This window comes from Streptomyces sp. NBC_01381, from assembly GCF_026340305.1.
GTDB lineage: Bacteria > Actinomycetota > Actinomycetes > Streptomycetales > Streptomycetaceae > Streptomyces.
In genome coordinates, this window is record NZ_JAPEPI010000001.1 from 3,022,728 (window position 1) to 3,035,476 (window position 12,749).

The 12,749-nt window shown below is 70.7% G+C and carries 10 protein-coding genes; 7 read left to right on the forward strand and 3 right to left on the reverse strand.

Features of this window, described 5'->3' with window-relative positions; genetic code table 11:
* Positions 1-16: 16 nt before the first annotated feature.
* From OG453_RS14230 to OG453_RS14240, 3 genes are all read right to left on the reverse strand, one after another.
* A complete protein-coding gene (locus OG453_RS14230; RefSeq protein ID WP_266867949.1) occupies positions 17-1,381 on the reverse strand; it encodes a DUF58 domain-containing protein in 1,365 nt (454 codons plus the stop codon).
* Complete coding sequence (locus tag OG453_RS14235; RefSeq protein ID WP_266867951.1) at positions 1,381-2,400, reverse strand: MoxR family ATPase; 1,020 nt, start codon at positions 2,398-2,400, stop codon at positions 1,381-1,383. The genes OG453_RS14230 and OG453_RS14235 overlap by 1 nt, the downstream gene beginning before the upstream one ends.
* Before the next feature lie 225 nt (positions 2,401-2,625).
* Complete coding sequence (locus OG453_RS14240) at positions 2,626-3,249, reverse strand: carbonic anhydrase (protein ID WP_266867953.1); 624 nt, start codon at positions 3,247-3,249, stop codon at positions 2,626-2,628.
* Positions 3,250-3,608: 359 nt separating this feature from the next.
* On the opposite strand from OG453_RS14240, the gene rsmH reads away from it, so the two are divergent.
* Genes rsmH through murD form a run of 7 tightly spaced genes read left to right on the forward strand, consistent with a single transcriptional unit; the run spans position 3,609 to position 12,688 of the window.
* Positions 3,609-4,568, forward strand: coding sequence for a 16S rRNA (cytosine(1402)-N(4))-methyltransferase RsmH (rsmH, locus tag OG453_RS14245; RefSeq protein ID WP_266867955.1), 960 nt, complete (start codon positions 3,609-3,611; stop codon positions 4,566-4,568).
* 42 nt (positions 4,569-4,610) lie between these two features.
* Entirely contained in the window at positions 4,611-5,126 is a 516-nt protein-coding gene (locus tag OG453_RS14250) for a septum formation initiator family protein (protein ID WP_266867957.1), read from the forward strand.
* Between the two features lie 5 nt (positions 5,127-5,131).
* The gene (locus OG453_RS14255; protein ID WP_266867959.1) at positions 5,132-7,087 is read left to right on the forward strand and encodes a penicillin-binding protein 2; all 1,956 of its coding nucleotides are present in this window, start codon (positions 5,132-5,134) and stop codon (positions 7,085-7,087) included.
* A gap of 55 nt (positions 7,088-7,142) precedes the next feature.
* Positions 7,143-8,795: a UDP-N-acetylmuramoyl-L-alanyl-D-glutamate--2,6-diaminopimelate ligase gene (locus OG453_RS14260; protein ID WP_266867961.1), complete on the forward strand. Its 1,653-nt coding sequence runs from the start codon at positions 7,143-7,145 to the stop codon at positions 8,793-8,795.
* A gap of 4 nt (positions 8,796-8,799) precedes the next feature.
* Positions 8,800-10,212, forward strand: coding sequence for a UDP-N-acetylmuramoyl-tripeptide--D-alanyl-D-alanine ligase (gene murF, locus OG453_RS14265; protein ID WP_266867963.1), 1,413 nt, complete (start codon positions 8,800-8,802; stop codon positions 10,210-10,212).
* Positions 10,209-11,279, forward strand: coding sequence for a phospho-N-acetylmuramoyl-pentapeptide-transferase (gene mraY, locus OG453_RS14270; RefSeq protein ID WP_266867965.1), 1,071 nt, complete (start codon positions 10,209-10,211; stop codon positions 11,277-11,279). The genes murF and mraY overlap by 4 nt, the downstream gene beginning before the upstream one ends.
* Positions 11,261-12,688, forward strand: a complete 1,428-nt coding sequence (gene murD, locus OG453_RS14275) for a UDP-N-acetylmuramoyl-L-alanine--D-glutamate ligase (protein ID WP_266867967.1) — start codon at positions 11,261-11,263, stop codon at positions 12,686-12,688. The genes mraY and murD overlap by 19 nt, the downstream gene beginning before the upstream one ends.
* Positions 12,689-12,749: the final 61 nt, after the last annotated feature.

Consider the following 12,749-nt stretch of genomic DNA (forward strand, 5'->3'; position numbering starts at 1 on the left):
TTCCGGGCGCGCTGGGTCATGCCCAGCCCCCCGTCGTCCCCGCCGTCGGAGCCGGGCCCGCGGTCGCCCGCAGGTGGTCCGCCTGGCGCCACAGGTCCGCCAGACCGGCCCCCGGAGGCACCGCCACGGCCGTCCAGCCCGCCTCGCGGAGCATCCGAAGGCGCTCCTCTCCGGGGCCCGTAGGAGCGCCGCCAGGGCCCTGCGCCCAGGCCGTGCTGTCCAGGACGAAGGCGACGGCGGCGCCACTGCGCTGGCGCATCTTGGCGGCCACCGTGGCCTGCTCCTCGTCCAGGTCGCCGAGGAAGGCGATCAGCAGCCCTTCGTTGCCACCGCGCAGCACGTCGTACGCGCGCGAGAGCCCCGCGCCGTCCGAGTGGTCGACCACGGCGAGGGTGTCCATCATCAGTCCGGCGGCGTCCGCCGACTCCTGGCTCGCGCCCGCGAAACCGTCCGCGCCCTCGCCGGGCACCGAGTTGCCGGTGTCGGTCAGCAGCCTTACGGAGAAGCCCCGTTCGAGCATGTGCACAAGCGCGGACGCGGTGCCCGACACCGCCCACTCGAAGGCCGAGTCGGGACCCGCGCCCCGGAAGGCGAGCGCCCGGGTGTCCAGGAGCACCGTGCAGCGGGCCCGCTGCGGCTGCTCCTCGCGGCGCACCATCAACTCGCCGTAGCGAGCCGTGGAGCGCCAGTGGACGCGGCGCAGGTCGTCGCCGTGGCGGTAGCCGCGCGGGATCACGTCGTCCTCGCCGGCGAGCGCCAGTGAACGGTGCCGCCCGTCGCCGTACCCCTTGGCCTCGCCGGTGAGCCGCACCGGAGGCAGCGCTTCCACCCGCGGGATCACCGTCAAGGTGTCGTACGTCGAGAAGGAGCGGGTCAGCTCGCACATCCCGAAGGGGTCCGTCAGACGCAGCTGCAGCGGACCGAGCGGATAGCGCCCCCGCAGGTCCGAGCGGACCCGGTAGGACACCTCGCGGCGGCCCCCCGCCTCCACCCGGTCGAGCACGAACCGGGGCCGCGGCCCCAGGACGTACGGCACCCGGTCCTGGAGCATGAGGAGCCCCGTGGGAAGCCGCGAGACGTTGTCCATCCGCAGATGGACGCGGGCCTCCGAGCTGGCGGGCACGCGCGCGGGGGAGAGCCTGCGGCTGCCCGCCACGCGATAGCGGGTGCGGTAAAGCACCGTCGCGCACACCAGCGGGAGCACCGCGAGCAGCAGGCCGACCCGGAGCAGATCGCTCTGCCCCAGGACGTACGCGCAGACGGCCGCGGCGATCCCGGCCGCCAGGAACGAACGCCCGCGCGTGGTCAGCCCCGCGAGCGCGGTCCGAATGCCGCCCTTGCCCTCCTCGGCCTGCGCCGGCTGCGGCCCCCCGGCCGCCATCACAGCCTCCGTGCGCCGGGCGGCTGCTGACCGAAGAAGCCGCTGTTCGGCTGGGCGGCGGCCGGGACCGGCGTCCGCTGGAGTATCTCCAGGACGACCGACTCGGCCGTACGCCGGTTCAACTGGGCCTGTGCCGTGGGCAGCAGCCGGTGCGCGAGCACCGCGACGGCCAGCGCCTGCACATCGTCCGGCAGGGCGAACTCACGGCCGCTGAGCGCCGCGGAGGCCTTGGCCGCCCGCACCAGGTGCAGCGTCGCGCGCGGTGAGGCGCCGAGTCTCAGCTCCGGGTGGTTGCGGGTCGCGGAGACCAGATCGACCGCGTACCTCCGCACGGCGTCGGCGACATGGACCTTCCGGACCGCGTCGATGAGCTTCACGATGTCGTGCGCGTGCGCCACCGGCTGGAGGTCGTCCAGCGGCGATACGCCGCCGTGCACGTCCAGCATCTGCAGCTCGGCCTCCGCGTTCGGATAGCCGATCGAGACGCGCGCCATGAAGCGGTCGCGCTGCGCCTCGGGCAGCGGATAGGTCCCCTCCATCTCGACGGGGTTCTGCGTCGCCACCACCATGAAGGGGCTCGGCAGTTCATAGGTCTGCCCGTCGATGGTGACCTGGCGCTCCTCCATGGATTCCAGGAGCGCGGACTGCGTCTTCGGAGACGCACGGTTGATCTCGTCGCCGATCACGATCTGCGCGAAGATCGCGCCGGGCTTGAACTCGAAGTCCCGGCGCTGCTGGTCGAAAATGGACACACCAGTGATGTCCGACGGCAGCAGATCAGGCGTGAACTGGATGCGGCGCACCGAGCAGTCGATGGACCGCGCCAGCGCCTTGGCGAGCATGGTCTTGCCCACGCCCGGTACATCCTCGATCAGCAAGTGCCCCTCGGCGAGGAGCACGGTCAGCGAAAGCCGTACGACCTCTGGCTTGCCCTCGATCACACCCTCCACCGACCTGCGGACACTCTCCGCTGTGGTGGTCAGATCTGTGAGGCTCGCTCGATCGTCATAGGTCGTCACCCGGCCCTCCTCGGACACGTTCTCCGGGCCGACGCATGTGTGTGCGGCCCGGCCCACCCCGAATAACGGACACCACGCGTGAATGGTTCAGCGCGATGTCCCACACCGCATTCTTGTTGGGCGTACCGGGTTGTGTCACTCGCCTGTGGATAACTGGCGGCGGTATGTCGGGTCTTACGGTCTTTTGGGCGCCGCAGCGGCGGCGGCGACGCCCGGCAGATCCGGTTACGCAGGGTCGATCTCCCGCAGCAGGCCGGTGGTCACATCGAAGACGAATCCCCGTACATCGTCCGTGTGCAGCAGGAACGGTGAGGTCCGCACACGCTGCATGGACTGCCGTACGTCCTGGTCGACATCGCGGAAGGCCTCCACCGCCCAGGCGGGGCGCTGGCCGACCTCCAGCTCGATCTCGTGGCGGAAGTCCTCGGTGAGGCTCTCCAGGCCGCAGCCGGTGTGGTGGACGAGGACGACGCTCTTGGTGCCCAGGGCCCGCTGGCTGATGGTCAGGGAGCGGATGACGTCGTCGGTGACCACGCCGCCCGCGTTGCGGATGGTGTGGCAGTCGCCCAGCTCGAGGCCGAGCGCGTCGTGGAGGTCGAGGCGGGCGTCCATACAGGCGACGACCGCGACGTGCAGGACGGGGCGGGCGTCCATGCCCGGATCGGTGAAACCTTCGGCGTACTGGTGGTTCGCCTCGACGAGACGGTCCGTGACGGTGCCGCCGGTGGCTATGTCACCGATCGGCGCTGCGGGGGAGTGGCCCGTAGGGGATGCGGAAGTCGACATAGCTATGACCGTAGTCGTCACTGATCGCTCGGGCCCGCTGTGAGAAGGGACAAAGAACGTCAATGAGTCTTGTTGTGAGGTAACCCACAGGAGTAATGCGGCTACGTCCGAACGGGTGATGACGGCGGATGTCCGGTTCCTCGAAAGGCCCGCCCGCGACGCGCAGGCCAGTTGATTGACCGGGCGACAGGGTGGACTAAAGTGACGCGAAGTGGGAGACGTGACCTGTTCCCCGCTGGACTTGTTCACCCCGGGGATTCCCCGAATCCCCCCACGTGCGCGGCGCGTACGTACGGCTCGGCCTCCTCCCGCTCCCGGTCGGCTGACGCCACTTCCCCGGCGCCAGCGGGCCATTCCCCTTCACGGAGCGGGCGGGGACCCGGCAGTGCGTGCGAACGCCGCGCCGGACCTGAGAGGGCCCCTTGAGCGACAACAGCCGACACGTCCCGGTGATGCTCCAGCGGTGCCTGGACATGTTGGCCCCCGCGCTCGCCGAGCCGGGCGCGGTCGTCGTCGACTGCACCCTCGGCCTCGGCGGCCACAGCGAGGCGCTCCTTTCCACGTTCCCCTCGGCCCGCCTCGTCGCCCTCGACCGCGACAAGGAGGCACTGCGCCTCTCCGGAGAGCGGCTCGCCCCCTTCGGCGACCGGGCCACGCTGGTGCACGCGGTCTACGACGAACTGCCCGATGTGCTCGACCGCCTGGGCATCCCGAAGGTGCAGGGCGTCCTCTTCGACCTCGGCGTCTCCTCGATGCAACTCGACGAGGCGGACCGGGGATTCGCGTACGCCCAGGACGCGCCCCTCGACATGCGCATGGACCAGACGACCGGCATCAGCGCGGCCGAGGTGCTCAACACGTACGCCCCCGGCGAACTGGTGCGGATCCTGCGCCAGTACGGCGAGGAGAAGCAGGCCAAGCGGATCGTCGGCGCCATCGTGCGTGAGCGCGAGAAGGAGCCGTTCAGCAACAGCGCACGGCTCGTCGAGCTGATCCGCGACTCCCTGCCGCAGGCCGCCAAGCGCACCGGCGGCAACCCCGCCAAGCGCACCTTCCAGGCCCTGCGCATCGAGGTCAACGGCGAGCTGAGCGTCCTGGAGTCGGCCGTCCCTGCGGCCGTGCAGGCGCTCGCCGTCGGCGGCCGGATCGCCGTCCTGTCGTACCACTCGCTGGAGGACCGGCTGGTCAAGCAGGTGTTCGCGGCCGGCGCCGCGACCACAGCGCCGCCCGGTCTGCCCGTCGTCCCCGAGCGCTACCAGCCCCGGCTCAAGCTGCTCACACGCGGCGCGGAGCTCCCCACCGAGGAAGAGGTCGCCGAGAACCGCCGGGCGGCCCCGGCGCGGCTGCGGGGTGCGCAGCGCATCCGCGAGGAGGCCCCGTGAGCGGGTCGCCTGAAGAGGCCCCATGACTCCTGAGGAGGCCCCATGAGCAAGAAGCCCGAACTGCGGGGGCGGGCCGCGCGGCTCGCGAAGCTGCTTCCGTCGGGGCCGAGCCAGGCCGCCCGTACGCCCTTCGTGCTGCTCGTCGTGCTGCTGCTCGGCGGTGGCCTGATCACGCTCCTGATCCTGAACTCCTCGCTCAACGAAGGCTCGTTCCAGCTGAGCGAGCTCAAGAAGGAGACGACGGAGCTCACCGACCAGGAGCAGGAGCTCCAGCGGGACGTGGACGCCTACTCGGCCCCCGACGCCCTCCAGCGGCGCGCCCGTGAGCTCGGCATGGTCCCCGGCGGCGACCCGGCCTTCCTGAACCCCGACGGCACCATCCGTGGCGTCCCGGGGGCCGCCGTGAGGCCATCGGCGCAGCTGCTGCCCGAGCTGCGCCCCCAGGAGGTGGCCTCCCCGGCTCCCTCGGTCTCGATCCCGGTCCCACCCGTGCCCTCGTCGCCTCCGGCGGCCCCCACCCCCTCCGCGAAGCCCGGCCCCACGACCTCCGGCAGGTGACGTAAGTGACGGACCGCCAACCCCCGCGGCGCAGGGTGCCGGGCCCCGCGAGGCCCTCGCGCCCCGGCGCCCAGCGCAGTCCGGGACGGGGCTCGCAAGGCGCCCGCCCGGCCGCCCGCCGCCCGCGCCCCGCCGCGCCCAAGGCCCGCACGATCCGGCTCGGCAGCCCGCGACCCCGCCTGCGCATGGTGAGCCTCGGCCTGACCCTTGTGATGCTGGCCTTCGTCGTACGCCTTCTCCAGGTGCAGGCGGTCGACGCCAGCGCGTACACCGCCAAGGCCGAGAAGAACCGCTACTTCAGCCACGTCCTGGCCGCCGAGCGGGGCGGCATCACCGACCGGAGCGGTGTCGAACTGGCGGCGAGTGTCGACGCGTACGACATCACGGCCGACCCCACGATGTTCACGGCGAAGGAGATGGGCATCAAGGACGCGCCGGAGCAGGCGGCCGCGCTCCTCGCCCCGATCCTCGACAAGGACGCCGCCGAACTCACCAAGCAGTTGGAGAAGCGGAACACGCGCTACGTCCTGCTGGCCCGCCGGCAGACCCCGCAGGCCTGGAAGCAGATCAAGGAGTTGCGCGGCGCGCTCGCCGAGAAGGCCCGCACCGACAAGACCACCAAGAACGTCCTCGCGGGCATCTTCCAGGACCCCAGCAGCAAGCGCGTGTACCCGAACGACACCCTGGCCGCCGGGATACTGGGCTGGGTCAACGCCGACGGCAAGGGCGCGGGCGGCCTCGAACAGCAGCTGAACAAGGATCTCGCGGGCAAGGACGGCAAGATCCGCTACGCCCAGTCCGGCGGCCGTCAGGTGCCGACCGCGGGCTCCACGGAGACGCCCGCCGTGCCCGGATCCGATGTCGAGCTGACCATCGACCGCGACATCCAGTGGGCCGCGCAGAACGCCATCGCCGAGCAGGTCGAGAAGTCCCAGGCGGACCGCGGCTATGTGATGGTGCAGGACAACCGGACCGGCGAGATCCTCGCGATGGCCAACTCCCCGGGCTTCGACCCGAACGACCTCTCGCAGGCCGACGGCACGGCGATGGGCAATGCCGCGCTCCAGGACGCGTTCGAGCCGGGCTCCACCGCCAAGGTCATGTCGATGGCGGCGGTCCTGGAGGAGAACGCGGCCACGCCCGGCACCCATGTGACGGTTCCCAACCGGCTGCACCGCGGCGACAGGCTCTTCCAGGACGACGTCGACCACCCGACCTGGAATTTGACGCTCAACGGTGTGCTCGCCAAGTCCTCCAACATCGGCACGATCCTGGCCACCGGCGAGCTGGGCAAGACGCAGCGGGAGGCCAACGAGGTCCTCTACTCGTATCTGCGCAAGTTCGGCATCGGCAAGGAGACCGGGCTCGGCTTCCCGGGCGAGACGTCCGGCATCCTCGCCCCGGCCGACAAGTGGTCCACCTCGCAGCAGTACACGATCCCGTTCGGCCAGGGTGTCTCGATCAACGCGATGCAGGCGGCCTCCGTCTACTCGACGATCGCCAACGACGGCGTACGCGTCGAGCCGACCCTGGTGCGCGGCACCAAGGGCCCCGACGGCCGCTTCACGCCCGCGCCCAAGCCCAAGAAGACCCGCGTGGTGAGCGAGAAGACCGCGAAGACGGTGGCGCAGATGCTGGAGTCCGTCGTCGACGACGAAGAGGGCACCGGCACCAAGGCGCGCATCCCGGGCTACCGGGTCGCGGGCAAGACCGGTACGGCCAACCGGGTCGACCCCGAGACCGGCCGCTACAAGGGCTACACCTCGTCGTTCGCCGGTTTCGCGCCCGCCGACAAGCCGCGCGTCACCGTCTACTGCGCGATCCAGAACGCCACCAAGGGCAGCTACTTCGGCGGCCAGATCTGCGGCCCCATCTACAAGGAAGTCATGCAGTTCGCCCTGAAGACCCTCCAGGTGCCGCCCACCGGCAAGGGCGCGGCCCGACTGCCCGTCACCTTCTAACCCTGAGCCGACCGGCCCCGAGCCGACCACCTCTGAGCCCCACCAGGACAAACCCGTGACAACGATCACTCCGAAGCCGGGGAACCAGCCCCCGCCGCACCGCCCGCTTCGCCCCGAGGCGGGTGCGCCCGGTACGCTCACCGCCGTGCCACACGCTGATCAGTCCCAAACCACCCAGAAGGGCGTTCCCGTGACATATCCGGGACCGCCACGGCCGGTCCAGGTCGACGCGACGCCGCTCGCCCGGATCGCCGATCAGCTGGGCGTCGCCGCCCCCGGCGCGGGGGAGGTCAGCGGCATCACGCACGACTCCCGCGCGGTCCGGCCCGGCGACATCTACGCCGCACTGCCGGGTGCCCGGCTGCACGGCGCGGACTTCGTCGCCCAGGCCGCCGACCTCGGCGCCGCCGCGATCCTCACCGACCCGACGGGCGCCGAACGCGCGGCCGCCACGGGCCTGCCGGTCCTGGTCGTCGACAACCCGCGCGGCGTCATGGGCGAGCTCGCGGCCACGGTGTACGGCCATCCAGGACGCGATCTGCTGCAGATCGGCATCACCGGCACGTCCGGCAAGACCACGACGGCGTACCTCGTCGAGGGCGGTCTCAAGGGCGTCCGGTCGACCGGCCTGATCGGCACGGTCGAGATGCGCATCGGCGACGAGCGGATCAAGTCGGAGCGTACGACCCCTGAAGCCACCGATCTCCAGGCGCTGTTCGCGGTGATGCGCGAGCGCGGCGTCGAGGCGGTCGCCATGGAGGTCTCCTCGCACGCGCTTGTGCTCGGCCGGGTGGACGGCTGCGTCTTCGACGTCGCCGTCTTCAACAACCTCAGCCCGGAGCACATGGAGTTCCACTCCGACATGGAGGACTACTTCCAGGCCAAGGCGCAGCTCTTCACCAAGGAGCGCTCCAAGGTCGCAGTGGTCAACTTCGACGACGAGTACGGGCGTCGGCTCATCGGCGAGTCCGAGGTCCCTGTCACGACGTTCTCCGCCGAGGGGCACCCCGACGCCGACTGGCGCGCGGAGGACGTCGAGGTCACGCCGTTCGACTCCACGTTCGTCGCGGTCGGCCCGCAGGGGGAGCGGATCACCGCGAAATCCCCGCTGGCGGGACCGTTCAACGTCGCCAACACGCTCTCCGCGATCGTCTCCCTCGCCGTCGCCGGGATCGACCCCCAGCAGGCCGCCGACGGTGTCGCCGCGGTGCCGGGCGTCCCCGGCCGCCTGGAGCGCATCGACGCGGGCCAGGACTACCTGGCGGTCGTCGACTACGCCCACAAGACGGACGCCGTCGAATCGGTCCTGCGCGCGCTGCGCAAGGTCACCGAGAACAAGCTGCACATCGTGCTCGGCTGCGGCGGCGACCGCGACAAGACCAAGCGGATGCCGATGGGCGCGGCCGCGGCCCGCCTCGCCGACACCGCCGTACTGACCTCCGACAATCCCCGCGGCGAGGACCCCCTCGCGATCCTCGCCACGATGCTCGCGGGCGCCGCCGACGTGCCGGCCCACGAGCGCGGCGAGGTCGCCGTCTTCGAGGACCGCGCCGCCGCCATCCGCGCGGCCGTCGCCCGGGCCGAACCGGGCGACACGGTGCTCGTCGCGGGCAAGGGCCACGAGCAGGGACAGGACATCGCCGGGGTGGTACGTCCCTTCGACGACCGCCAGGTGCTTCGCGAAGCTATCCAGCAAACCCAGGGATGAATTTGTGATCGCCCTCTCCCTCGCCGAGATCGCAGAAGTCGTCGGCGGGCAGACGTACGACATACCGGATCCGTCCGTCCAGGTCACCGGACCGGTCGTCAGGGACTCCCGTGAAGTGGAGCCCGGCAGCCTCTTCGTCGCCTTCGTCGGCGAGCGCGTCGACGGCCACGACTACGCGGCCGCGGTGGTCGAAGCGGGCGCGGCGGCAGTCCTCGCCTCGCGCCCCGTCGGCGTACCCGCCATCGTCGTCGACGACGTACAGACCGCGCTCGGCGCCCTTGCGCGGCACGTCGTGGAGCGGCTCGGCGCGACCCTCGTGGCGCTGACCGGCTCCGTCGGCAAGACCAGCTCCAAGGACCTGCTCGCCCAGGTGCTTCGCAGCAAGGCGCCCACGGTCTGGACGCCGGGCTCGCTCAACAACGAGATCGGGCTTCCGCTGACCGCGCTGAGCGCCACCGACGAGACGAAGTTCCTCGTCCTGGAGATGGGTGCCCGCGGCATCGGCCACATCCGCTACCTCACCGGCCTCACCCCGCCGAAGATCGGCCTCGTCCTCAACGTCGGCACCGCCCACATCGGCGAGTTCGGCGGACGCGAGCAGATCGCAGAGGCGAAGGGTGAACTCGTCGAGAGCCTCCCCGCCGACGGCACCGCAGTCCTCAACGCCGACGACCCGCTCGTCCGCGCCATGGCTTCGCGCACGAAGGCCCGCGTCCTGCTCTTCGGAGAGGCCGCCGACGCCGACGTACGCGCCGAAAATGTCCGGCTCACTACGATCGGACAGCCCGCCTTTACGCTGCACACACCCTCCGGGTGCAGCGACGTGACCTTGCGGCTGTACGGTGAGCACCACGTGTCGAACGCGCTTGCCGCGGCCGCCGTCGCCCATGAGCTGGGCATGTCCGCAGACGAGATCGCCCGCGCGCTCTCCGATGCGGGCACGCTGTCCCGCTGGCGGATGGAGGTCACCGAGCGCCCGGACGGCGTGACGGTCGTCAACGACGCCTACAACGCGAACCCCGAGTCCATGCGAGCCGCCCTGCGCGCGCTCGTGGCCATGGGCAAGGGACGTCGTACGTGGGCGGTGCTCGGTCACATGGCCGAGCTCGGTGACGAGGGGCTCGCCGAACACGACGCGGTCGGACGGCTCGCTGTCCGGCTGAACGTGAGCAAGCTCGTGGCAGTCGGGGGCAGGGAAGCGTCCTGGCTCCAACTGGGCGCATACAACGAGGGTTCGTGGGGTGAGGAGTCGGTGCACGTGTCCGACGCACAGGCGGCGATCGACCTGCTGCGCAGCGAGCTGCGCCCAGGGGACGTCGTGCTGGTGAAGGCTTCCAGATCGGTCGGTCTCGAGCGGGTCGCCACGGCGCTGCTCGATGACGCCGCGTCTTCTGAGGGGCAGGTCGCCGGCCGATGAGGCAGATCCTCTTCGCGGGTGTGATCGGGCTCTTCCTGACCCTGGTCGGAACCCCGCTCCTGATCAAGTTCCTGGCCCGCAAGGGCTATGGCCAGTTCATCCGGGACGACGGCCCGCGCGAGCACCACAGCAAGCGCGGTACGCCGACCATGGGTGGTATCGCCTTCATCCTGGCCACGCTCATCGCGTACTTCCTCACGAAGATCATCACGGGCTCGGAGATGACCCTCTCCGGCGTCCTGGTGCTCTTCCTGATGGCGGGCATGGGCCTCGTCGGCTTCCTCGACGACTACATCAAGATCGTCAAGCAGCGTTCGCTCGGCCTGCGCGCCAAGGCGAAGATGCTCGGCCAGCTGATCGTCGGCATCGGCTTCGCCGTGCTCGCGCTGAACTGGCCGGACAACCGCAACCAGACCCCGGCCTCCACCAAGCTGTCGTTCGTCACGGACTTCGGCTGGTCGATCGGCCCGGTGCTCTTCGTGGTCTGGGCGCTGTTCATGATCCTCGCGATGTCGAACGGCGTGAACCTCACCGACGGCCTCGACGGCCTCGCCACCGGCGCCTCCGTGATGGTCTTCGGCGCGTACACCTTCATCGGTGTCTGGCAGTACCAGGAGTCCTGCGCCAACGCGGTCACGCTGACCAACCCGCAGGCCTGTTTCGAGGTCAGAGACCCACTTGACCTGGCGGTCGTGGCCTCCGCCCTTATGGGTGCCTGCTTCGGCTTCCTGTGGTGGAACACCTCGCCCGCCAAGATCTTCATGGGCGACACCGGCTCGCTCGCCCTGGGCGGCGCGCTCGCCGGCCTCGCGATCTGCTCGCGCACCGAGCTGCTCATCGCGCTCCTCGGCGGCCTGTTCGTCCTGATCACCATGTCCGTCGTGATCCAGGTCGGCTCCTTCAAGATGACCGGCAAGCGGGTCTTCAAGATGGCGCCACTGCAGCACCACTTCGAACTCAAGGGGTGGTCCGAAGTCCTTGTGGTGGTCCGCTTCTGGATCATCCAGGGCATGTGCGTGATCGTCGGTCTCGGCCTCTTCTACGCAGGATGGGCAGCCAAGAAGTGACCAGCTGGCAGGGCAGGAACGTCACCGTCGCGGGGCTCGGCGTGAGCGGCGTCAGCGCCGCCCGCGCCCTGGCCGGCCTCGGCGCCTCGGTGACCGTCGTGGACGGCGGCTCGTCGGAGAGCCACCGTGAGCGCGCCGCCGCGCTGGAGGGCGAGGGCATCGCCGTACGCCTGGACGACGCGGCCATGCTGCCCGACGGCACCGACCTGGTCGTCACCTCGCCCGGCTGGAAGCCGGACAGCCCGCTCTTCGCGGCCGCCGCGGCTGCGGGTGTCGACGTCGTGGGCGACGTCGAGATCGCCTGGCGGCTTCGCGGCCCGGACGCCGCGCCCTGGCTCGGCATCACGGGCACCAACGGCAAGACCACGACCACGCAGATGCTGGCCTCGATCCTGACGGCGGCCGGCCTGCGCACGGCCGCGGTCGGCAACATCGGGACGCCGATCGTGGACGTGGTCCTGGAGGGCGACGACGCGTACGACGTGCTCGCCGTCGAGCTCTCCAGCTACCAGCTGCACTGGGCGCCCTCGCTGCGCGCTCACTCCGCGACCGTCCTGAACCTCGCGCCCGACCACCTCGACTGGCACGGCTCCATGGAGGCGTACGCCGCCGACAAGGGCCGCATCTACGAGGGCAATCAGGTCGCCTGCGTCTACAACGTGGCGGACAAGGCCACCGAGGACCTGGTCCGCGAGGCCGACGTCGAAGAGGGCTGCCGCGCCATCGGTTTCACGCTGAACGCGCCCGCCCCCTCGCAACTGGGCGTCGTGGACGGCATCCTGGTCGACCGTGCCTTCGTGCCGGACCGCCAGAAGCAGGCCCAGGAGCTCGCCGAGATCTCCGACGTCAAGCCGCCCGCGCCGCACAACATCGCCAACGCCCTGGCCGCGGCGGCTCTCGCGCGCGCCTACGGCGTTCCGGCGACGGCCGTGCGCGACGGTCTGCGCGCCTTCCGTCCGGACGCCCACCGCATCGAGCACGTCGCGGACGTGGCCGAAGTGGCGTACGTCGACGACTCCAAGGCCACCAACACCCACGCCGCCGAAGCCTCGTTGGCCGCGTACGAATCGATCGTCTGGATCGCGGGCGGGCTCGCCAAGGGCGCCACCTTCGACGAGCTGGTCACCAAGTCGGCCAAGCGACTTCGGGGGGTCGTCCTGATCGGCGCCGACCGCGCGCTGATCCGCGAAGCCCTCGCGCGACACGCGCCCGAGGTCCCGGTCGTCGACCTCGACCGGACCGACACTGGGGCGATGTCCGAGGCGGTACGGCAGGCGGCACGGCTCGCCGAGCCGGGGGACACCGTACTGATGGCTCCGGCCTGTGCGTCGATGGACATGTTCACCAACTACAACAAGCGTGGTGACGCGTTCGCGGACGCGGTCCGCGAACTCGGCGCGAGCGCCTGACGCGGACCCCTGTGGTCCGGGGGCGCCCGGCACCCGGAGGAGGGCACGTGGCAGCGTCGTC

Excerpts from the sequence above, each read along its gene's own strand:
- OG453_RS14230 (WP_266867949.1), bottom strand. The coding sequence starts at position 1,381 with ATGGCGGCCGGGGGGCCGCAGCCGGCGCAGGCCGAGGAGGGCAAGGGC.
- OG453_RS14250 (WP_266867957.1), top strand. The coding sequence starts at position 4,611 with ATGAGCAAGAAGCCCGAACTGCGGGGGCGGGCCGCGCGGCTCGCGAAG.
- mraY (WP_266867965.1), top strand. The coding sequence starts at position 10,209 with ATGAGGCAGATCCTCTTCGCGGGTGTGATCGGGCTCTTCCTGACCCTG.
- murD (WP_266867967.1), top strand. The coding sequence starts at position 11,261 with ATGGGCAGCCAAGAAGTGACCAGCTGGCAGGGCAGGAACGTCACCGTC.